Genomic DNA, 23,447 nt, shown 5'->3' on the forward strand with positions numbered 1-23,447 from the left:
AATCCAAATGGATTAGCTTTTTTTCATAACTGTTTCATTCGCAGCAGGGACAGTGGCATGGTCCTTTTTATATACCCGCTGAAGTACGATTGACTGAACAATCATGAATAAACCTCCGATTGACCAATACAGTGGCAATGCAGCAGGAGCGGAGAAAGAAATGAATAAAATCATTGCTGGTGAGAGCAGACTCATCATCTTCATTTGTTTCTGCTGTTCTTCCGGCATTTGTCTCATGGAAATGACCGATTGGAAGTAATAGATGACACCAGCGATAATTGCCATGGCAATATCCGGCTGGCCAAGGCTGTACCAAAGGAAACTATGGGTCGCAATTTCATGGGAACCTTGAATCGCATAATAAAAGCCCATTAGAATCGGCATTTGAATTAAAAGCGGCAGACAGCCCATGTTTAGCGGATTGACTCCATGTTTTTGGTAAAGCTGCATCATTTCCTGTTGAAGGGCTTTTTGTTTAGCCGGATCTTTCGTCTCTTTGATTTTCTGCTGGATTGCAGACATTTCCGGTTTCAGCCCATTCATCTTCGTTTTCATGCTAAGCTGTGTTTTATATTGCTTGGCTGTCAGTGGAAGCAAGACAAGGCGAATCAAAAATGTCATCATGATGATGCTTAATCCATAGTTGCCATTAAATAAATCAGCATTAAATTCTAGCATTTTTGTCATGGGGTTAACCAATGCAGTATGAAATGGACCGCTCGTAGCTGCTGAGCATCCTGTTAAAAGGGTCGTTGCCAGAAATAGGACGGCAATTAGAAACATGTTTTTCTTCTTCAATATAATTTCCTCCTCGAATTGTTAGTGGTTAAACAACGAAAAGGAGGCTTGGCTCATCGGAATCATCTGGTGAATCCTTTTGCCGGATAAATGTGAAAAAGCGCTGTGCACCGCGCCAGTCAAAAATGCTGCCTGCATGAACAGGGGATTTACTTTTATCTGTATGAACGGAAGCTTGATATTTGTCGTTCAAGAGCGATTGCTTTTTATTTAAGAAGTAAAACGCAGCCAGTGGAAAGACAAAGGTAAATAAGTAACCTGCCCATACCGCATGGCGAACGGTCTGATAATCGAATTCTAATAATAATTCCCACATAGGAATCCCTCGTTTTTTCTAAGATTTCTAAGATAAGAAAATTTGGCCTCCAAAAATGATTTAGGGCCTGAAATGACTTTTGACCTTATTGAGTTTAAATCATTAAGAACACTATATCAAATTCTAGTACAAGAAAGCTAAAAAATATAGGGATATTTTCAAAAAATAAACAGGGAATATTTTCTGGTGAATTAATTTGACGTTAAAGGTCAAGTAGAAACCAGATTCGAGTATTTAAGAGGTTGCACAAATGGTCATTCGTCTACATACGGATAAAAGGAAGTTCAATTATGAGGTGAAAAGGTATGAAACCCTACGATTCATTCAATCAAAAGAACCACAATAATGGTACTGAAAATAATTTCAAAATGCATATCACCCAAACATGAATAATGATTTCCCGGCAGCGCTATATCCATTTGAAAATCGGCAAAAGGATGAAAGAACTCCGCCTGGACCGCCTGGTCCATCCTACGGAGGGGGGCCAGCCGCCGCCACGGCCGCCGCACGGAGGAGGCCCGCCACATATAGCTCCGCCTTTATTTATTCCACAACTTCAAGATGGAATGTTTAAGGCTTATGACGCTGGTTCAATGAAAGGGTGTTTATACCAAAATACGAATGTTTGGCTTAAAATGGCCGTTCATTTTGGTTTTACCCCACATATGTCGGCTATAATTCAGTGGCGGGGTATCGATGGAGACGAAGTCAACAGCGATGGGCTTATTATGGAACGGACGCGCATGAGATACAATCATTTCAATGTTATTAAAAAAACAATCCGCATTGGCGGATTGTTTTTTCAAAGTTTCAATCCGAAAAATAATCAGGAAAATCGGAAATGATACCATCCAACTGCATCTTTTTGAACATGCGTATTTGTTTTTTATTGTTGACGGTCCATGTATATACTTTCATCCCATGCTTTTGGATTTGCATTTGCAGCTTCGTACTCAAAATCGTTTGCTTTGGATTTAAAAATGATGCAAACTCGGCAATCTCTTTTAATTTTTGGTCATTAATCCGCCGTTTTATCAAAACGCCCACTGGTATATCCGGCATTAATTGATGAAACCTTTTCATGGATTCCATATCGAACGAATGAACCATTATCCTACTTTTACTGGTTGAATATTCTTGGAATTTTCCTAATTCTTCTGCAAGTTTCTGTTCAATGCCGGGATAAGAAGATGGATGTTTTAATTCGATTAAGATTCCAACTTCAGACCCGAAATTCTCCAATACCTCACTTAGTAAAGGAATCTTTTCGTTTTTATAGCGAGAATGATACCAGCTTCCTGCATCAAGTTCCTTTAATTCGGCAGCCGTGTAATCACGGATGTTCCCTTTGCCGTTCGTGGTTCGATCCAGAGTGGGATCATGAAGAACCACAAGTACATCATCTTTACTAAGATTGATATCCACTTCAAGGAAATCTGCTCCCAATTCAATTGCTTTATTATAAGATGCCATTGTATTCTCGGGGCAATATCCAGATGCACCGCGATGTCCAATTTTAAGGGGGGAATGCTGCGTTATGAAGCTCTCAGGGAAATCACTCTTGGATCTTTTAGAATAGATAGCGAACAGGACAAGTATGGTTATCAAGATAATAAGAAAAAATGCAATCATCTTTCACACTCCTATTAGGCACATTAATTAAAACTCTTTGATATCCTTTACCCAAACTTAAAAGAAGATAAAGAAGTTAGCAGGACAGCCTCCTTTCATAATTTTACATGTTAGGCGGGAAAAAATCATGTTTTACACAATGTTATAATCCCGACTTAAAGGATTTATTGGAAAGGTATGGAATACATATAATTTAAGTATCAATAAGGAGGGAAAGCAGATGGAATTGCAGGTGAAACCGAAGTCTAAAAAATGGAAGGGGAATTTTGGTTTATATTTTTCCCTGCCCATTCTCTCTTGGGCGTTTTACGATTTTGCCAATACGATTTTTTCTTCTAATATCAATACGATTTTCTTTCCATTCTTCCTCCAGGAACAAATTGGGGAAAATGCCGTTCTTGACCAAATTGCCAGTACCTTCATATCTTACGCAAATGCGATTGCCAGTATGTTTCTTGTTTTGTTTTCCCCGCTGTTCGGTGTCATGATCGATCGAACGGGAAAAATGAAAAAATACATTATTATTTTCACACTCATTTCTGTTGTATGTACATTTTTAATGGGGGTATTTGGAGGGGCGCCATTCGATGGAAAGCTTCTGGGCATTCCAATTTCCTTAGCGATCGTCATTCTTTTATTTGTGATAGCAAAGTTTTTCTATCATTCGAGTCTTGTTTTCTATGATACGATGATGAGTGATTTAGGCACGAAACAGCAATTGCCGCTTATATCAGGATTTGGCGTGGCGGTAGGCTACCTTGGAACGTTAGTGGGCCTGTCAATCTATCCATTCATAAGTAAAGGGAGTTCACATGAAGCCTTTATTCCCACAGCCATTTTATTTCTGGTTTTTTCCCTTCCCTTATTCTTTTTTTTAAAAGAGTCTCCAAAACAGCAAAAAGCGAAACAACCTTTTTTATCCGGTTATAAGGAAATTAAATCAACATTTAAAGAGATGCAATCCTATCGATCGGTTTTTACCTTCATGATTGCTTATTTCTTTTTAAATGATGCAATTGCGACTACTATCGGCATGATGGCCGTATATGCCAAGACTGTTGTTGGATTTTCCTCAAGCGGATTCATTTTGCTTTACTTAGTATCGACAGTATCGAGTATAGCCGGATCGTTTCTGTTTGGATACATCACGCAGTCGAAGGGACCGCGGCTAGCTGTGACATATGTGGGAGTTCTGCTCTTGGTCGCTTTATTTATAGCGGTCTTTGCACAAACCGCTCTTTGGTTCTGGGTCGCAGGGAGTATGTTCGGCATTTCGCTAGGTTCGATGTGGGTGACATCACGGACATATATCATTGAATTGACCCCGGATGAGAAGAGGGGGCAATTTTTTGGACTATTTGCATTCTCTGGAAAAGTCTCTTCAATAATCGGTCCGCTATTATATGGAACGATAACGTTGGTATTCCATGACCTCGGTACATTGGCGAGCCGAATGGCATTAGGGTCATTGATCATCATGGCGGTAATAGGTCTGGGCTTTCTTTTGAAATTGAGGGGCTTGGAAGAAGAGAAATAAGAAAAAGGAATGGAGCCGGCCTTAATGCCGTATCCATTCCCTTGCATAAACTTTATACCAAAATCAAGGTGACATCGACGTTCCCGCGAGTTGCTTTTGAATAGGGGCAGGTCATGTGTGCTTTTTTGGCGAAGTCTTGGGCTTCTTCCCTGCTTAGGTCGGGAATCGAAACATCCAACCTTACAGCCAATTTAAAACCGCCGTCTTCCTCATCTTTACCGATCGTTACATTTGCCGTCACGGAAGTATCGACCTTTTTCTTTTCTTTTTGAAGAACAAGATTCAAGGCACTGTCAAAACATGCCGCGTAACCGGCTGCGAATAGCTGTTCAGGGTTTGTAGCGCGCTCACCGGAACCACCTAATTCCTTCGGTGACCTCACATCGAAATCCAGAATCCCGTCCTCTGATTTAACATGTCCCTCCCGACCACCGTGTACGGTAACTGTAGCTGTATATAATGGTTTCAATGAAAACAACTCCTTTGTTTATTCTTACTATAATTAGTTCCCTACTGTAAGTCTTGTTAAACAAAATGAAAGCGAGTTTATGGAGAGTATTGTTTAAAAATGGTATTAAATTGGTTTTAAATTGGAAGATATTGTTTTATAATGTACTGTATTAGGAGATGTAATACACCCATTTGCAAGGAGGGATAATGATGTTTGAGTTGGATGTTCAAAGTGGAAAGCCGATATATGAGCAATTGATGGATAAGTTAAAGGAACTAATGATCAATGAAGTTTTACAGGAACATAATCAGCTCCCATCCATACGAATATTGGCTCAGGAATTGACCATCAATCCAAATACAATCCAGAAAGCTTACAAGCAACTTGAATCTGACGGGTTTATATATACATTACCAGGCAAAGGGAATTTCGTGGCACCTCCTAAATCCTTGAAAAATTCATTGAAAGAAGAAGAGGTCAGAAACGAGCTTTCAAAGGTACTCGCTGAAGCTCTGTATATAGGAATTGATAAACATGAAATTTATAGAATAATAAAGCAAATCAGACCATTGGCAAAGGGGGGAGATTCATGATTCAAATAAAACAGGTGAGTAAATTATATGAAGGAAAAGAAGCAATCAAAAACGTCACCTTGGTCATACAAAAAGGCTCCATATTCGGGTTATTAGGTTCAAATGGGGCGGGGAAAACGACTCTATTAAAAATGCTTTCAGGCAATTTGATACAGGATGCAGGTAAAGTTCTTATTGATGGATCATATGTGTTTGAAAACCGTGAAGTGAAAAATCGTTGTTTCTTCCTCCCTGATACGCCTTATTTCCTGGCTAACTATACAATCATGCAAATGGCAGGTTTTTATAGCCATATTTATAGTGAATGGAATCAAGAACGGTTTTTTCAATTACAAGAAGTATTCCCGATACCCGTCCAAAATAAAATACATAAACTATCGAAGGGAATGCAGAGACAGGTTGCCTTTTGGCTCGCACTCTCGACGATGCCGGAAGTTCTCATCTTGGATGAACCGTTTGATGGATTAGATCCGGTCATGCGTAAAAATGTGAGACAGTTGTTGATTCAGGATGTATCGGAAAGGGATATGACGATTTTACTATCATCCCATAATCTTCGGGAAATTGAAGATTTAGCAGATCATGTAGGGATTTTGCATAGAGGTGAGCTTGTTATCCAAAAGGATTTGAATGACTTAAAAGCGGATGTACACAAAGTGCAAATTGCCTTTAAACATAAAATTCCCCACGGTTTATACCGCGGAATTCAAATTCTTAACAAGGAAAGGCGCGGCAGCGTTATCGTTTGCATCGTTAAAGGTGAAGAATCCATGATTAAATCGCACTTTAATCAGTTTCAGCCAGATATATTAGATATTCTCCCCCTTACTCTAGAGGAGATATTCATTTATGAAATGGGGGATATCGGTTATGTCATCCAGAATAACCTGGTTTAATAGAGAACTGATTATCTATATTTTCAGAAGCACTGGCTGGATTGGTTTCCTGTATCTCGTCGGCCTCATATTTGCACTGCCTCTGAAAATGTTAGCGATTATCTTGAAAGAGAACAATGAATATGTGGAATTCGAAAACCTTTTTTCCTGTCAGCAGATGATACAGTTTGTCTTGGTCATCGTTATTCCAGTATTACTTGCCATTTTCCTTTTTCGGTTTTTACAAATGAAACAAGCCTCAGACTTTATTCATAGTTTACCGATTACTAGACGCAGCATCTACGTTCATATGATTGGGACGGGAATTGGCTTCATGGGTTTGCCGATTTTACTTACAGGTTCAATATTGATATTATTCCACTCTGCAATTGATATAGAAAGGCTATATACCATGACGGATATATGGTCTTGGATGGGGACTACATTTATTTTGGAAGCTTTGATCTTTTCTGTTGCCGTTTTAATTGGAATGGTGACAGGATTATCAGCCTTTCAAGGATTGCTGACCTATATTTTTCTTGCTTTGCCTGTGGGGCTTTTTGTTTTGTTTACCGCCAATGTGAAGTTTTTGATCGCAGGATTTTCTGCAGATTATTATCTAAGTGCCAATATGAATGGCATCTCTCCATTATTAGCAGCAACTGAGATGGAAAAACTCACTTTTTTCTCTATTAATACATTAATTTATAGTATATTAACCTTTCTTTTTCTGATCAGCTCTCTTTTTCTCTATGAGAGGAGAAAGCTGGAGCATGTAACGCAGGCATTTGCTTACCCGAAGATTAAGCCATTATTTAAATTCGGCCTGACATTATGCTTGATGCTGTTTACAGGGCTTTATTTTAGCGAAACGACAGGCGAACCTGGGTGGATTTTCTTCGGGTATACCGTCGGTTCATTGTTCGGATATTATTTAGGGGAAATTGTCCTGCAAAAGACTTGGCGAATACGGGTCAACCTGAAAGGTTATGTAGCATTTATAGTGGCTATCATTGTACTGGCACTCATTATAAAAATAGATCCCCTTCAGTATAAGTCCAAGATTCCTGATGAAAAGATGATTAGCCAAATTTATATTGGCAATTCTCCTTTATTTTTTGAAGATGATGAAACGTCGGATAATGCTTCCAATTATCTTAAAGAGAAGGAAAATATAGAAGCGATAAGGTTATTGCATCAGGAAATTATCGAAAAGGGTAAAAAGGTTTCCATTGGTGAATTGAATGATGGACAATCCGTTTTTCTGATGTATGAACTTAATAATGGAAAACGGTTAGCAAGAGAGTATCATTTGCAAAATTACGACTCATACATGCCGCTATTGGCGAAAATTTATGAGTCGAATGAATATAAAAAAATGGTTAATGAGTTATTGAATGTTTCCGATGAAGACGTTTCTAAAATCAAGATAACGGCGAGCGGGCAAGTGGACAAATCAATAACGATCACGGACGGTCAACAGCTGGAAGCTGCCGTGCAGGCATTGTCGGAGGATCTGAATAATCAATCGTTCGCCCAAATGACATCTTCTTTTGGTGATTATGCTTCCATCGATATTCTTTTGAATAATAACAAATCCATTTATATGAATTGGGACTCTTCATATACTCAGTTTTCAAAATGGCTGGAAAGTACCGGACAATCGGAAAAAGCGCGGTTAATGGCTGATGATATCTCTTATATCCTGGTTGCGAAGACCGATTCGAAAATTTATCATTCGAATTCTGAAAGTGAACTTGCACAGCAGATTGAACAACAGCCAAATCGCTTGAAAATTAAGACCGCTTCGGAAATCGGGACGGCCATTGATAATGCCCAAATCGATTGGGGAGGAGAGTATTCAGCTGCCTTTTATTATAAAGAAAGCAGAGATGTGGACATCAAGAGTTTTTCCGGCGAACATGTTCCCGGTTTCATTTTGGATCATTTTAACGTGAATATGTCATGATGGATCAAATGGATAAAGGAAAGGATGCCGCCCAATATGGGTGGCATCCTTTTGCATTGCATATCCAATATGTTTTTGTATCTATGCTTTAGAGTTTTACGACGTTTTTAGCTTGAGGTCCGCGGTTTCCTTCTTCGATCTCAAATTCAACCTCTTGACCTTCATCAAGGCTCTTGAAACCTTCTCCTTGAATGGCGGAAAAATGAACGAAAACATCATCTTCGTTTGGTACTTCGATGAATCCAAATCCTTTGTCACTATTGAACCATTTTACTTTACCTGTTACTGTCATTCGATGAATCCTCCTAAAAAGTTAAAAAATATTAATGGTGATGATTTTACCTGGACGGTAAAGTCAATTTCACACATTATCCAGCACCCTCATTCAAGTTAAAATTATCATACGAAGATGCTTGATAATATGTGAATGCCCACAGGAAATATTAACCCACTAACCTCTGGAATTATTTCCAGTTTTTTAGTATATACCCATCTTTATAAAGGATAAAACAAATGGAAGTAAATTATACATTCCCATTTTGGGAAAATAATATTAGGAAGGTTTTATATGGGGAAGTATAACTTTATTGTCGCGCAGGATTTTCCTGGAATGAAATTTGATGGTGGTTGCGATGTCCATGAGGGAAAAGCCTTTACAGTTGAAATCAGGAAAACAATTTGGCGTTAAAGTTTTTCACGAAAATAATCGGGTATAGGATAAGAAAGAAAGGACTGATGAAAAATGAAGAAATTATTAAAAAGGGCCCTCATTTTTGCTGCTCCCATCATATTCAAAGAAGTAAAAAAACGCTGGAAAAACAAGCGGAATCAAAAAGCGATTAAAACTGCAAGGTAAATAAGTTAAACCATGAATAAATGAACGGTAACCATATGAATTAGATAAGGGGCGCTGATTAAGCGTCTTTTGTTTTGCCGTTTGAATAAATCCTCTTATCGTGATTCATTCACCTCTACATCTTTCCTTCATATCGTGTTAAAATAGTAAGGTTGATTGAAATGAATGCCGAGTAGCCAAGGCTTAAGCCTTATGATATATTTCTTCTTACATATATTGTGTATGATCAGGATTTATGCATACAAAGAAAGGTTGCCATTCCAATGTAAAAAATACAGTAAACCTCATATAAATTTTTTTTTGATGACTCCAATAATGAAAGGAACATTTTATGACTACTTTAAAAGACGAGGTTCAATCCCGACGGACCTTCGCAATCATCTCTCACCCGGATGCCGGGAAAACGACTTTGACAGAAAAATTATTGCTGTTTGGTGGCGCAATCCGCGATGCCGGAACAGTTAAAGCTAGAAAAACAGGGAAGTATGCAACCAGTGACTGGATGGAGATTGAAAAGCAACGGGGAATTTCCGTTACATCTTCAGTCATGCAATTCGATTATGATGATTTCCGTGTCAATATTCTCGATACACCAGGTCACCAAGATTTCAGTGAAGACACATATCGTACACTGATGGCTGTTGATAGTGCCGTGATGATCATCGATTCGGCAAAAGGTATCGAGGATCAGACGGTTAAATTATTCAAAGTATGCCGGATGAGGGGTATCCCGATTTTCACTTTTATTAATAAAATGGACCGACAAGGTAAAACGCCGCTAGAATTGCTTGCCGAACTCGAAGAGGTATTAGGTATAGAAACATATCCAATGAACTGGCCGATTGGGATGGGAAAAGACTTCGTGGGCATATACGACAGGTTCAATAATCGAATTGAACAGTTCAAAACTGAAGGTGAAGAGCGTTTCCTTCCGTTGAATGATGAAGGTGAACTCGAAGTGGATCATAAACTTAAGGATTCCCAGTTATATGAGCAAACTTTGGAAGAAATCATGCTGTTGACGGAAGCGGGCAATCAATTCTCTGAAGAAAACATTGCGAATGGAAAACTTAGTCCCGTATTTTTCGGTAGTGCTTTAACGACATTCGGTGTTCAGACGTTTTTGGATGCCTATCTGAAATTTGCACCAGCTCCACAAGCACGGATGACAACGTCAGGTGAAATGGACCCTATCAGTAATGATTTTTCTGGTTTCATTTTCAAGATCCAGGCGAATATGAACCCAAAACACCGTGACCGGATCGCTTTCCTTCGCATTTGCTCCGGTAAATTCGAGCGTGGAATGAGCGTCAACTTAAGCAGGACAGGGAAACCGATCAACCTTTCTTCTTCTACCCAATTCATGGCTGATGATCGGAACACCGTTAATGAAGCGGTAAGCGGAGATATCATCGGTTTATATGATACCGGTAACTACCAAATTGGCGATACGATTACAACAAGCAAAGACTTGTTTCAGTTTGAAAAGCTGCCTCAGTTTACACCGGAACTATTCATGAGGGTAACAGCTAAAAACGTCATGAAACAGAAACATTTCCATAAAGGAATTAACCAACTTGTACAAGAAGGGGCAATTCAGCTCTTCAAAACGGTTCGGATGGAAGAATATCTGCTTGGTGCGGTTGGGCAACTTCAATTCGAGGTATTCGAGCATCGAATGAGGAACGAGTACAATGTTGAAGTCGTGATGGAGCGCATGGGCAGCAAGATTACACGCTGGGCTGAGGATGAAAAGCTTGATGAAAATCTTCATAGCTCAAGAAGCATCCTTGTTAAAGACCGGTTTGATAAATATGCATTCTTATTTGAAAATGAGTTTGCACTTCGTTGGTTCCAAGATAAAAATCCTGACGTGGAATTATATAATCCAATGGATTTGAAATAATGGAGAAGCCCGTGTTATATACACGGGCTTTTTTCACTATCTGGAGCATGAAAAGACCTTACAAAACTATGTGGAATATTCTTTTAATGGGAAAAAGCATCAAGTTTGGATAGAAGATAAAAAATCAATCGGGCTTCTACTAAACCTGTTAAAACAAAATCACTTAGGCGGAGTATCAGCTTGGTACATTGGATCAGAAACCCCTGACATTTGAGATGTATATCATTTTAACCAATAGTTTAACTGAAAAACTTCGGATAGTAGAGGTTGTTCAGCTTGTAGAATAAGGTCCCTTTTAGGGTCTAAATCTGCAAGCTTTTTTTGTAATCAAAAATAACAGATTCCAGATAAAAGTAATATAAACAATAAAGACTGATGTTATAAATACATCTGTAGGATTTGCATGTATTTTCGATTTATAGGTTTCAATTGCCCCGTCTACATCCGCACTGATGTCTACGATTACTGAACCTTATTTCATAATCATTAACATATCTCTAGTAATTAAATAATCTTATCTATGTTAAGGACATTTTACACTATTGATGACTAAATTTAAGCCTTGAGTACTTTCTTAATACTTTGTTGATTTGAAATCTGTTGAAATTGCGGGTATTTTAATCATTACCCTCTGTTTTAAACATGTCGATTTTAGATAAACGGAAACAGGGAGATATAAGATGTTAGACAGCTGTATTTTTGAAAATTAATTAGTAACTAATTGGAAAGGTTAAATAAGAAAATCGTAGTAACTTTGAGAATTGTGAGAATTGATGGAATATTCCGCTAAATTTCTTGTGAACTGCATAATACTTATAGAAAACTTGTGGCTTTAACCGTGGTGCAGGAGGAGTATAGCAAATTAACTTATATTGAACTACCGAGGTATGTAGGGGTTAATATATGAAAGGAGATTAATGACGGTGCTAGTAAGATTTTGAATATTTATATCCAAGCCTACGAAGGTATAGTCTGATATTAGGAAAATATTGCAGATGAATCAGTATTTTTAAGGATACCATTGGCAAATGGTTAGGTTATATATATCTTATCACAATGATTTAAATCAATTGGCTACCTTTTTGGAACTTGATAAAGTACCGAAGAATTGTGTGATGTAAGCAAAATGAACATACTTAACATAAAAGTATCTTCCTTAAAGAATAGAGTTTTTAGACCAAAGAGGTGTGTAGAAGTGAAAAAAGGGAAATGGAGTCTACAGTTTACTATTATGATACTGGTGTGTGGGGTAGTAGCCCTTTCATTATTCATTACAGATATTCTTATTAGCCAAACAGTTGCGGATACTATAGAAAAGAGCCAGACTGAAAAAGCAGTAAATGTAGCACGTATGGCAGCACAAACGCCGCTTGTAATTGAAGCGTTAAGTGGAAATGAGAAAAATCAGGAAGTTCAGCAATTTACCAATAGGATAAAAAAATCGACAGATGTAGAATTTGTAGTAATAATCGATAATAATGGAATCCGGAAAACTCACCCCGATCCAAGTAAAATAGGAAAAAAATTTGTTGGAGGGGATGAGAAAGATGTATTAAGAGGTAGAGAGCACATTTCTATTTCCAAAGGAACTTTAGGCAGATCTTTGCGTTCTTTTACCCCTGTTTATGATTCAGAGGATAATCAAATTGGAGCCGTGGTGGTCGGTATTTCTCTTCAAAAAGTTAATGATGCTGTTTTAAAAAGCCGTTTTAATATTTATGTAGGAACAGTTTTTGGAATATTAACCGGAATTGCCGGCGCAATACTGTTGGCAAGGTATATAAAGAAAATATTATTTGGGCTGGAACCTTTTGCTATTGCGAAGGTTTTAAAAGAGCGAAATGCCATTTTACAATCAGTTCGGGAGGGAATCATAGCGGTAGATCAGAGTTCAACCATTACCCTCGTAAACAAAGCAGCTTTAAAGATATTTAAAAAAGCGGGTATTAATGAAAATCCAACGGGTAAAAAGGTAACTAGTTATATGCCTGACTCAAACCTGGATAGAATCCTAGAGACTGGAAAAGTCGAATTAGATAAAGAGCAGGGTTTAAAAGATAGTGTCTTACTAGTGAATAGGGTACCAGTATTTGTGAAGGATGAAATCGTAGGGGCCGTGGCTACATTTCGTGATAAAACAGAAATACATCTGCTGGCGGAACAGCTGACTGGAGTCCGCTTATATGCTGAATCGTTAAGGGCCCAGTCGCACGAATTCATGAACAAACTTCATGTAATACTTGGTATGGTGCATATGCATTATTATGATCAGCTTGCAGCATATATTAGTGATCTTGTTGACCACAGAGAAAACGAGATTGGCTTTATTACCAAAACCGTTAAAGATCCAGTACTAGCCGGTTTTTTAATTGGAAAACTAAGTTATGCCAGGGAAGCAGGTGCTAAGCTGGCATTATCCTCTGACTTTCAATTGCCAGAACCAGAAAATGCAGCTATTACTCATGAGCTAATTACGATAATAGGAAATTTGATTGACAATGCTATAGAAGCAGTAGAAAAAAGGCCCGTAAAACGAATTGAATTAAAGTTTGATTATGCAGATGATATTTTAACTATTGAAGTTCATGATACTGGAAAGGGAATATCTGATGCCAATCTTAATCATATCCTTCTAAAAGGATATACAACAAAAGGAGAGGACAGGGGGATTGGTTTATATTTGGTTAAGGCAAGCCTGGATAAGCTAGGCGGAGATCTCAATATTAGTTCAAAAGAAGGTCAAGAAACAACGTTTGTGGTTTATATACCATACAAAAGCAAGGATGATGTAGGATGATTAAGGTAATGATCGTAGAAGATGACCCGATGGTTGCAGAGTTCAATAAGCGCTATTTGAATCAAGTCGATGGCTACGAATTAGCTGCTGTCTGTTCCTCAGTGGATCAAGCTCTGAATGTATTGGAAAATCAAAGAATAGGGTTAGTTCTATTAGACATTTTCATGCCTGGGAAAAATGGACTCGATTTACTCTCACAAATTCGAGAAAGTGAAAAAGAGATAGATGTTATTGTCATTTCTGCTGCGTCGGACATTGAGAGGATTCAGAAAGCATTAAGACTAGGTGCTGTTGATTATTTAATTAAGCCGTTTGAATTTGAACGTTTTAACGCGGCCTTATCAGCATATCGGAACAAATCAGATTTTATTCAAGATAAAAATATGCTAAATCAAGAAGAATTGGATTATCGAATTTTGCATCAAGAAGAAATTCACTTACCAGAGGAACTACCGAAAGGATTAGCTCAAGATACCTTAAAGATAATATGGAATGTAATACTGGTATTAAAAAAAGCTCCTTTTTCAACAGAGGAAGTCGTAAATGTGGCGGGTATATCCAGGGTATCAGTAAGGAAATATTTAAAATTTATGAAGGATATCGGTGTCCTTGATGTTAAGGTAATTTATGGAACGGTTGGCCGACCAGTATCCCAACACAAGTTTAATGATGACAAGAGCCATATTATTCAACGTTATCTGTAAGCAGCCAAATGGCTGCTTACTTTTTTTAATTACATAATACTAAAATTAGTTAAATAACCTAGTGTCCTCCGTAAATGACTACTAAGATATAGACTGGCGATTGAGTTATTAAAAAATTTTTTCACAAGATTGAACAAATAAGCAGTAACGAGGAAATATTTAAGTTTTTATGTGCTGTATATTTATTTTCCTTTTTACAGTTTTTTTTTAGTAATTACACTTCCCCAGGGAAGAATATACTCTATTGCCTGGTAATGATCATTTTTAAATATACATTTTTAGGAAGAGGGAACGTCTATGACAGCTTATGAAAAGACAAAAAAGGGTTTGGAAACAACTTTAAGAGGAAAAGGTGTTCTGTCAAACCCTTTTATTAATAAAGGGGTTGCTTTTACTAAGGAAGAAAGAAATGAACTAGGATTGGTAGGCTTGCTACCATCCCAGGTGCTTACTCTTGAGGAACAAGTAAAAAGAGTTTATGAACAATTCTCCACTCAACCTAGCAATATTCGGAAGAATGGAATGTTATATGATTTATTTAATAGGAATGTGGTACTGTTTTACCGTCTACTTAAAGACCATCTAAGTGAAATACTGCCGATCATTTACACACCTACTGTAGGAGAGGCTATTCAACAGTACTCACAAGAATATCACCGTCCAGGAGGTCTATACCTTTCTATTGATAATATGGAGGGAATGGAAGATGCATTTAAAAACCTGGACCTTTCATCTGATGATATCGATTTAATAGTTGTTACAGATTCTGAAAGTATTCTTGGAATCGGGGATCAGGGAGTTGGTGGAATTAACATAGCCATTGGCAAATTGGCAGTCTACACAGCAGCTGCGGGAATTGATCCAAGCAGGGTGCTACCTATTGTCCTGGATGTTGGGACAGACAATGAAAACCTGATTAGTGATCCACTGTATATTGGTAACAGGTTTGGGCGTGTTCGCGGTGATGAATACACCGAATTCATTGATTTATTTGTTAAAAAGTCTCAAGCCTTCTTCCCAAGGGCATTACTTCACTGGGAAGACTTTGGAAATATAAATGCACGAAATATAATCGATAATTATGGCGACAAAATTCTCACTTTTAATGATGATATACAAGGTACAGGTGCAGTAACACTAGCCGCCGTAATGTCTGCCTTACAAGTAACTGGTGTTCCTTTAAAGGAACAAAGGGTTGTTGTTTTTGGTCCAGGTGCAGCAGGAATCGGTAATGCTGATCAAATGGTTGAAGCCATGATCCTAGATGGCGTTACCAGAGAAGAGGCATATGGTAACTTTTGGGCCGTCGATTATCGTGGATTGTTGATAGATGACATTCCAGATGTTTTGAAATTCCAAAAGTCGTATTGCCGGAAAGCTGAAGAAGTCGAGGAATGGAATCGGAATGAAGTCGGAATCATTCCATTATTAGAGGTAATAAAAAAGGTTAAACCAACCATCTTAATCGGCACATCTGGTCAAACAGGGGCATTCTCAGAAGAAGTTGTAAAAGAAATGGCAAAGCACGTGGAACATCCTATTATTATGCCGATGTCAAATCCGACTCCCTTAGCGGAAGCTGTTCCTGAAGACCTAATAAAGTGGACTCAAGGTAAAGCCTTAATAGCGACAGGAAGCCCGTTTGATGATGTTGACTATAATGGCGTGATTTATACAATCGGACAATCTAATAATGCATATATTTTCCCAGGACTTGGACTTGGTGCAATTGTCGCAGAAGCAACAAAAATCTCTAAGGGCATGCTTGCAGCAGCCTCATCTGCTGTTTCAAGATTATCGGATAGCAGTAAGCATGGAGCTTCTTTACTCCCTTCAATCAAACAATTGCAAGAGGTTTCTAAATCTGTAGCCATTGAAGTGGCAAAGACAGCCATCGAAGAAGGAATTGCGAAAGCGGATATAACAGATATTGAAAAAGCAATAACAGATTCCATGTGGAAGCCTGAGTACAAAACTATTCATGGGAAATAAAGCCAGTTTATATTGTTGTCACAAAAGAAAGGGGATCCGTTCTAGGGGAATCTCCGTATAAGTCAGCCTTAGTAGAATCTTTTAAATTGGACAATTTTTTGGAAAGAGAAGTGCATCTCTAGTGAATATTGGGAATATATTTTTAACATTAATACCAATCTTTTTTACAATTATTATTGGTTATTTGGGTGGCTATTTTAAAATTTTTAATTCAGAATCCTCCAAAGGGCTTAATACGTTAGTTACAAAATTTGCTTTACCTGCACACTTATTCATAGGGATCACAACAACCTCAAAACAAACCTTAATTAATCAATGGTCATTTTTCTTAACTATGACCATAGGTGTTATTGGCTTTTACATTATCCTTTTAATAGTGGCTCGTTTGGTGTTTAAATACGATTTGACTGCAGCATCTATGTTTTCATTAAACGCAACTCAGCCAGCCTTTGCTTTTATGGGGATTTCTGTATTAGGCAGTTTGTTTGGGGCGCAAGAGATAGCTATACCTATTGCAATTACGGGTATTGTGGTGAATGCCCTTCTGGATCCATTAGCAACAATAGTTGGTACGGTCGGACAATCCAGATTGGGTAAATCTAAAGATGAAAAAACAAACATTTTGGGTATCGTTTTGCATGGTCTTAGCGAACCGCTTGCATGTATTCCCTTACTTGCTGTTGTATTAACACTATTAGGGTTTCAGGCACCGGATATCATAAAAAATGCGCTTGATCAAATTGGGTCAGTGACATCTGGGGTTGCATTATTTGCTGTAGGTGTAACCGTGGGTATCCGTAAGATTAGCTTACGACCAATTGCTTTTGGTATTTCCATTTTAAAAGTTGTGGCTATTCCATTATATATGATACTGGTCGCTCATCTAATTGGCCTTGATCATGCAGATACAATTAAAGCTATTTTGCTAGTATCATTTCCTGGATCTGCTGTAGCAGCAATGATTTCAACTAGATTTGATTCGTTATCAACTGAAACAGCATCTTCATTTGTAATTAGTACCATTCTATCTTTAATTACATTACCTATCTATATATCCTTGTTAATGTAGCCTTCTAAGTATCCATCCTTCTTGGATGGATACTTTTTAACGGAAGTTTGTGAAATACTTAACAAACTTATTGTATAACATTATCCTTTTTTTGAAAAGAGGAGATGTTGGCCATTTTTATTTAAGGCTATGTTAAAGGTAAAGGTAAATTAATAAAATAGATAGATAGTTTAAAAGATTTGGGTGGCGTTTGAATAAAGGTATAAGCCCAGGAAAATGCGTCGCAAATAGTATCAATTGCAAAAATCACTATTAATCAAAATAAGATTATAATAAAAGGATTTGTGTAATTACACATTCGAATGCAGCAGTTGATGAAATTAAAAGTCTAAATCTTCGGTGTACAGGAATCATTTTTTTACTTACAAGAAGTGTTTGTACACATTAAAATTTTTATTAATCGCTAAGTTAATAAGCCAATTTATCTGATGATTAGGAACGGTTTGCTGTTCATTTAGGTGGGACTGCGACATACTGAAAGGGTTGTAGGGACATCGGTATTGGATAAAGACAGGCTCTTTGGGGGGCTAAGCAAAGAAGAGGACTTATTTCTTAGGGTATACTAGGCTGAACCTATACGAAGCGAAGTATGGGTTTTCGTTTTGTGATAAAAAGGAAATGAAGAATCGAATCCTACTAAAATAGATTATTATTCCTTTGACAATCTCCTGAAACTCCTTTATATTTAGCTAGTAACTTTAGCGCTTAAAAGCGTTTCAGTAATTATGAGGAGTGAAAAGGTCAGATCCTTACCTCAGAGAATACACAACATGAAAGCGGGGAAATACATCATGCGTCTTGAAGATGCAAAGCTAAAACTCTCCTTACCTGAAGCAATCGGGGTTTTGGCAGTTCTTTTCTTAATCATTGCAATTGGTATCATACATTATGGACTGGCCCCCCATATTCCAATAATAGCTGCTATCCTATTTCTATTTGTTTATGGAAAGATCAAGAAGCTGCCATTTTCGATTATGGAGGCGGCTATCGTCAAAGGTGCAGTTTCTGGTATGGGAGCTATCTATATATTCTTTTTCATTGGAATGCTAATTTCGATCTGGATGGCAAGCGGGACGATCCCTACCATCATGTACTATGGGTTTGACTGGATTTCTGGTGAATATTTCTATGCGGTCACATTTCTGGTGTGTTCGCTAATTGGGCTCTGTATCGGGAGTTCACTTACAACATCAGCCACGATCGGAGTTGCTTTCATAGGTATGGCGGCGGCGATGGATTTTTCGTTGGCAATTACAGCCGGTGCAATCATTTCAGGTGCATTTCTTGGGGATAAAATGTCTCCATTATCCGACTCGACCAACCTTGCTTCGGGAACGGTTGGAGTACCATTATTTGAACATATTAATAATATGCAGTGGACAACGATTCCAGGTTTTTTAATATCACTTATCATCTTTTACTTCCTTTCACCGAATGTCAAGCTGGCTCGTGTTGAGGAGGTTGAAGCCATGACCAAAGCCTTGGAAATGGAAACGAACATTAGTATATTGAGTTTGATTCCGTTTGTCATCGTTCTAGTCATGGCTTTGAAAAAGGTGTCGGCGATTCCAACATTGTCAGCAGGAATCGTTTCGGCGGCTGTCATTGCTTTCATACAAACGCCAAGTTTGACCGTTGCAAAACTAGCGGATATCTTATACGGCGGTTTTGTACTTAAGAGTGGAATGGATCAACTTGACTCAATCCTATCGCGGGGCGGCATTGAAAGTATGATGTTCTCCGTTTCAATGGTGTTGTTGGCATTGGCGATGGGCGGACTATTGTTTGAATTAGGAGTCATTCCTTCTATTTTAAATGCGGTCCAGGATTCATTGACGAGTGTAGCGAAAGTGATTTCAGCTACCGTATTTGCAGGAATCAGCGTGAATTTCCTAGTGGGGGAACAGTATTTGTCAGTTATACTGCCTGGGAAAGCCTTTCAGCAGAAATATGATGATTTAGGCTTGCAGCCAAAAACGCTTGGGAGGGTACTTGAAGATGCGGGAACAGTTGTGAATCCTCTGGTTCCTTGGGGTGTCTGCGGTGTATTCTTAACACAGGTATTGGGTGTTTCAACTCTTGAATATGCCCCATTTGCATTCTTCTGCTTACTTTGTCCTTTGCTAAGTTTGATTTCGGGCTTTACGAAAATAGGTATTCATTATAAATAAAAAACAGGCGGTCGTTTCGACTGCCTGTTTTTTTATATGAAATTCCATAGCTTTGAGAGAAGGGAAAACCCCCCTGACATGAACGGCAATGTCAGGGGGGAAAGAAGTTGATCGTTTATTTTGAAGACGCAATCTCATCTTTTGGGATGGACACGACCTTTTCTTTCTGTTCAAGTAAATTCATTCGCATTACGACATTTTGGTATATGCCCATTGAAAGCATGAGTAACAGTAAGGAAGAACCTCCATAACTGATGAACGGAAGGGTGATTCCAGTAATTGGAATAAGTCCGGTCGCACCGCCGATGTTGATGCCAACTTGAATGCCGATCATGGATGAAATGCCGATCAATAATAGGCTTCCAAATGGATCTTTACATTTTGCTGAAAGTACATATCCCCTTAGGACGATAAACCCAAGTGTCAATAGAACAAAGCCTACACCGAATATTCCAAGTTCTTCTGCAATGACGGAAATGATGAAATCCGTATGTGATTCAGGCAGGTACCCGTATTTTTGTACACTGTCACCAAGCCCCACACCTGTAAGGCCTCCTGATCCTATCGCATACAATGAATTCACGAGCTGATACCCATCTCCTCCCGCTTGACCAAAAGGATCTGCAAACCCCGTAAAACGAGACATCTTATTTTCAGAGAGAACGGATGAGAAATTTCCTGTCACGATTACTCCTAATGCAAATATGGCAACGAATATCGCAGTAATCAAAGAGAGTTTGAATATACTCTTAAAAGACATCCCGGATGAAATGATCATGGTACTTGAAATCAGGAAAATGACCGCTGCCGTTCCATAGTCAGGCTGTATTCCGATTAAAAAACAGATGAATACCAGAAAGAAAATCGGGGGGATGACGGCTTTATCAATACTATTGATACGTTCCTGCCTTTTTCCGTAAATGGCTGCCAGATAAATGATCATGGCTAATTTGGAAAATTCCGCTGGTTGGATCGATTTTGTCCCTACCTTGAACCAACTTGTGGCATTTCCTGCTGTGTGGCCGAAGATAAATAGCAGCAAAAGGATACCTGCCATTCCAAACATCATAGACATCAAGAACATTTTGTTTTTGTACATCTTATAAGGAAGAATCATCGTGACAATCATTGCCAGGAATGAAATGAGAAAGGCCGTTTTTTGTTTCTCAAAGAAGAAATCCATGGGCTGGCCGTATCGAGCGACAGCAGTAATCATGCTCGAACTGTAAATCATGACTAAACCAAACAAACAGAGTAATACGACAGCGATGAAAATAGGGAAGTCGTATGCTTTAATTATTCTTTTCACTTGTGCGCTCACCTCAAATATGTATGCGCGAAAAAATCGCCTTCTTATATAGTAACGGAAAATCGGTTATATAGATAATAATTTTTATTCGATAATATGAATTTATCCTCCATTACCCAACATTAAACACTAAAACCTGATAAACTTGTCTGCCGGATTTCTTTTTTGCTTAGCCGAATTCGGATTCCTATACATTACCTTCGATAGCAAACGTGAATACTCCTTTTAATAAAGAAAATTTTTTACTATATATTCCATTTTGGTGGTGCCATTATGGCTGGAAGATTACTATTTAAGGTTATTTGTGACAGAGACGGAGTTTTCACCAATTGAGTTGTAAAACGTGATGTGATGTAGTGGATACTGTTAACGAATTTGTTAGAGTAACTCATCTTAAGAGGTATACTTATTTTAGCACCGATTATGTGGCAGGTAATCGGGCAGGAATCCTGTGATGAGAGGGGACCGGTTGTAAACTTGGTTCCAAACGATTATATTATACAGGCTGTTGCGTCTCTGGCATTATATAAAGAGGGGTCAGGGAAAAGCCTCGTACGTTTAGTGAAGTTTATGAACGTTTCGCCCGTGAACTGTTTAAGAGAAGTAGTCAGGCGCTCTTATCAATCCGTCCAGCAATGAGTGGAAAAGCTATATTATTTAACTAGGAAAGGGCGTTTGACAGCACTGCAGTCCAGAAGTTTTGCTGCATTTCAGGGAAGGCTTTCCTGCTTTGTTCGATTTTTATTTAAAGCATAAAAATGATATGGAGTACCAATAAAAATAAGGTAAAGCAAGGGGAGTAGTTATGGAAGAAATACATGACAAGTTGGAAGTATTTTCTCCGGCAACAGGTGAGAAGATTGCGGAAATCGTCCCAACGCCATTGAAGTCGATTCCTCATATATATAAGAAATCAAGACATGCGTTCCAATCATGGTCGAATCTTCCCATCAAGGAACGGCTGCACTATTTAAAACGGCTCCGTTTATTGATGGTTGAAAAAATGGATGAAATAGCTGAAGTCATTTCAAAAGATACGGGAAAAGTGAAAATTGAAGCGCTGGTTGCTGACATCATGCCAACCATTGATGCAATCAAGCATATCGAGAAACATGCAGTGAAAACTCTTTCCGGACGGAAGGTCACCACTCCACTCATGTTAATTGGCAAAAAATCTTATATCCATTATATGCCCCGAGGAACGATTCTCGTCATTTCACCATGGAATTATCCGCTGCAGCTTTCCATGGTTCCCATTCTTAATGCTCTAGCAGCGGGAAATACAGTCATCGCCAAGCCATCAGAGGTAACTCCTTTAGTTGGGGTGTGCATCGAAAATCTGTTTCTTGAAGCTGGTTTCCCAGAAGGAACTATACAGTTCGCCCATGGGGGGAAAGAATTGGGTGCGGCATTAACTGAGCAAAAACCAGATTATATATTTTTTACTGGATCTGTAAGGACCGGAAAAATGATTGGTGAGGTCGCAGCAAGACACCTGATTCCAACGACACTGGAGCTTGGCGGTAAGGATCCGATGATCGTTCTGGGTGATGCTAACCTGGAACGGGCTGTGAACGGGGCTCTTTGGGGGGCTTTCACAAATAGCGGGCAGGTGTGCATGAGTGTCGAAAGGGTTTATGTGGAACGTCCGGTTTATAACGAATTCCTAATGCTTCTTAAAGAAAAAACGAAGTCCATGAGGCAGGGGGTGCAATCGAAGGATGATATCGGTTCAATGACTTTCCCGGCACAAGTTGATATTGTGGCTGGACACCTGGAGGATGCACTGAAAAAGGGAGCTGTACTTGAAACCGGAACACCTCCGAAAGAGTGGAATACGGGACAGACCCATTTCATTCCGCCGACAATTCTGTCCAATGTCGATCATTCCATGAAAATCATGAAAGAAGAAACGTTTGGACCCGTGTTGCCTGTTTTGCCTTTCGATACGGAGGAAGAAGTGATCGCCCTGGCAAATGAAAGTGAATATGGACTCAATTCCAGCGTTTGGACGATGGATAGGGAAAAAGCAAGCAGGATTGCGTCTAAGTTAGTAACCGGGGCGGTGACGATCAATGATGTGCTGATTACTGTTGCTAATCATCATTTACCATTTGGCGGTGCCAAACAAAGTGGGGTTGGCCGTTATCATGGCGAGCATGGATTGAAGATTTTCTGCCATGAAAAAGCGATTATGATCGATAAAGGTAAAAACGATACAGAAATACAATGGTATCCATATGAAGGGAAATACACGAGTTTTTTATCGCTGTTTCAGAATTACTTTTCTGCCAAACCGAACTGGATTCGTTTCGGCAAAGAATATTTGCGATTGATTAAATTATCAAAAGGGAACCGAAAATGAAATCCATTTATAAAAAAGATTGTTATTTTCATAACGAGCGCGTATACTATTAATATACTTAATAACTGATTTTCCTTTTCAAAGGGGAGTAGCGTTAGGGTTCGCCC

General features: G+C 38.6%; 18 protein-coding genes. 12 read left to right on the forward strand and 6 right to left on the reverse strand.

The features are described 5' to 3' along the window. Window positions 1-12 precede the first annotated feature (12 nt). Window positions 13-798, reverse strand: coding sequence for a membrane protein insertase YidC (gene yidC / locus NYE63_RS07500; RefSeq protein ID WP_230160119.1), 786 nt, complete (start codon window positions 796-798; stop codon window positions 13-15). A gap of 28 nt (window positions 799-826) precedes the next feature. Next, the gene (locus tag NYE63_RS07505; RefSeq protein WP_342604667.1) at window positions 827-1,114 is read right to left on the reverse strand and encodes a hypothetical protein; all 288 of its coding nucleotides are present in this window, start codon (window positions 1,112-1,114) and stop codon (window positions 827-829) included. Between the two features lie 419 nt (window positions 1,115-1,533). Between NYE63_RS07505 and NYE63_RS07510 the strand changes: the two genes are divergently transcribed. Continuing rightward, complete coding sequence (locus NYE63_RS07510) at window positions 1,534-1,959, forward strand: hypothetical protein (RefSeq protein WP_342604668.1); 426 nt, start codon at window positions 1,534-1,536, stop codon at window positions 1,957-1,959. Here NYE63_RS07510 and NYE63_RS07515 read toward each other — a convergent pair. Continuing rightward, window positions 1,925-2,746 carry a glycerophosphodiester phosphodiesterase family protein gene (locus NYE63_RS07515; RefSeq protein WP_342604669.1) on the reverse strand — a complete coding sequence of 274 codons (822 nt, stop codon included), beginning with the start codon at window positions 2,744-2,746 and terminating at the stop codon, window positions 1,925-1,927. The two genes, NYE63_RS07510 and NYE63_RS07515, sit on opposite strands and share 35 nt — an antisense overlap. Before the next feature lie 220 nt (window positions 2,747-2,966). On the opposite strand from NYE63_RS07515, the gene NYE63_RS07520 reads away from it, so the two are divergent. Next, window positions 2,967-4,283, forward strand: coding sequence for an MFS transporter (locus NYE63_RS07520; RefSeq protein WP_342604670.1), 1,317 nt, complete (start codon window positions 2,967-2,969; stop codon window positions 4,281-4,283). A gap of 52 nt (window positions 4,284-4,335) precedes the next feature. On the opposite strand, the gene NYE63_RS07525 is transcribed toward NYE63_RS07520, so the two are convergent. Next, window positions 4,336-4,752, reverse strand: a complete 417-nt coding sequence (locus tag NYE63_RS07525; protein ID WP_063232059.1) for an organic hydroperoxide resistance protein — start codon at window positions 4,750-4,752, stop codon at window positions 4,336-4,338. A 191-nt stretch (window positions 4,753-4,943) separates the two neighbouring features. Between NYE63_RS07525 and NYE63_RS07530 the strand changes: the two genes are divergently transcribed. Genes NYE63_RS07530 through NYE63_RS07540 form a run of 3 tightly spaced genes read left to right on the forward strand, consistent with a single transcriptional unit; the run spans window position 4,944 to window position 8,171 of the window. Continuing rightward, complete coding sequence (locus NYE63_RS07530; RefSeq protein ID WP_342604671.1) at window positions 4,944-5,327, forward strand: GntR family transcriptional regulator; 384 nt, start codon at window positions 4,944-4,946, stop codon at window positions 5,325-5,327. Beyond that, complete coding sequence (locus NYE63_RS07535; RefSeq protein ID WP_342604672.1) at window positions 5,324-6,223, forward strand: ABC transporter ATP-binding protein; 900 nt, start codon at window positions 5,324-5,326, stop codon at window positions 6,221-6,223. Before NYE63_RS07530 ends, NYE63_RS07535 begins: the two co-directional genes overlap by 4 nt. After that, a complete protein-coding gene (locus tag NYE63_RS07540) occupies window positions 6,198-8,171 on the forward strand; it encodes a DUF6449 domain-containing protein (protein ID WP_342604673.1) in 1,974 nt (657 codons plus the stop codon). Before NYE63_RS07535 ends, NYE63_RS07540 begins: the two co-directional genes overlap by 26 nt. An 88-nt stretch (window positions 8,172-8,259) precedes the next feature. Here NYE63_RS07540 and NYE63_RS07545 read toward each other — a convergent pair whose 3' ends face one another. Further along, a complete protein-coding gene (locus tag NYE63_RS07545; protein WP_061462203.1) occupies window positions 8,260-8,463 on the reverse strand; it encodes a cold-shock protein in 204 nt (67 codons plus the stop codon). 895 nt (window positions 8,464-9,358) lie between these two features. On the opposite strand from NYE63_RS07545, the gene NYE63_RS07550 reads away from it, so the two are divergent. The 6 genes from NYE63_RS07550 to nhaC all read left to right on the forward strand — a co-directional run bounded on the left by NYE63_RS07550 (window position 9,359) and on the right by nhaC (window position 19,666). Further along, a complete protein-coding gene (locus tag NYE63_RS07550; RefSeq protein ID WP_342604674.1) occupies window positions 9,359-10,933 on the forward strand; it encodes a peptide chain release factor 3 in 1,575 nt (524 codons plus the stop codon). Between the two features lie 1,195 nt (window positions 10,934-12,128). Beyond that, window positions 12,129-13,730, forward strand: coding sequence for a DcuS/MalK family sensor histidine kinase (dcuS, locus tag NYE63_RS07555; protein WP_342604675.1), 1,602 nt, complete (start codon window positions 12,129-12,131; stop codon window positions 13,728-13,730). Continuing rightward, window positions 13,727-14,434 carry a response regulator gene (locus NYE63_RS07560; RefSeq protein ID WP_289324227.1) on the forward strand — a complete coding sequence of 236 codons (708 nt, stop codon included), beginning with the start codon at window positions 13,727-13,729 and terminating at the stop codon, window positions 14,432-14,434. Before dcuS ends, NYE63_RS07560 begins: the two co-directional genes overlap by 4 nt. Before the next feature lie 297 nt (window positions 14,435-14,731). Further along, entirely contained in the window at window positions 14,732-16,426 is a 1,695-nt protein-coding gene (locus NYE63_RS07565; RefSeq protein WP_342604676.1) for an NAD-dependent malic enzyme, read from the forward strand. Window positions 16,427-16,547: 121 nt separating this feature from the next. After that, window positions 16,548-17,495, forward strand: coding sequence for an AEC family transporter (locus NYE63_RS07570; RefSeq protein ID WP_342604677.1), 948 nt, complete (start codon window positions 16,548-16,550; stop codon window positions 17,493-17,495). A gap of 791 nt (window positions 17,496-18,286) precedes the next feature. Further along, window positions 18,287-19,666 carry a Na+/H+ antiporter NhaC gene (gene nhaC, locus NYE63_RS07575; RefSeq protein WP_342604678.1) on the forward strand — a complete coding sequence of 460 codons (1,380 nt, stop codon included), beginning with the start codon at window positions 18,287-18,289 and terminating at the stop codon, window positions 19,664-19,666. 115 nt (window positions 19,667-19,781) lie between these two features. On the opposite strand, the gene NYE63_RS07580 is transcribed toward nhaC, so the two are convergent. Continuing rightward, complete coding sequence (locus tag NYE63_RS07580; protein WP_342604679.1) at window positions 19,782-20,975, reverse strand: FtsW/RodA/SpoVE family cell cycle protein; 1,194 nt, start codon at window positions 20,973-20,975, stop codon at window positions 19,782-19,784. Window positions 20,976-21,780: 805 nt separating this feature from the next. Here NYE63_RS07580 and NYE63_RS07585 point away from each other — a divergent pair. Beyond that, the gene (locus NYE63_RS07585; RefSeq protein ID WP_342604680.1) at window positions 21,781-23,340 is read left to right on the forward strand and encodes an aldehyde dehydrogenase family protein; all 1,560 of its coding nucleotides are present in this window, start codon (window positions 21,781-21,783) and stop codon (window positions 23,338-23,340) included. Window positions 23,341-23,447: the final 107 nt, after the last annotated feature.

This window comes from Peribacillus sp. FSL E2-0159, from assembly GCF_038643155.1.
GTDB classification, from domain to species: Bacteria; Bacillota; Bacilli; order Bacillales; family DSM-1321; genus Peribacillus; species Peribacillus simplex.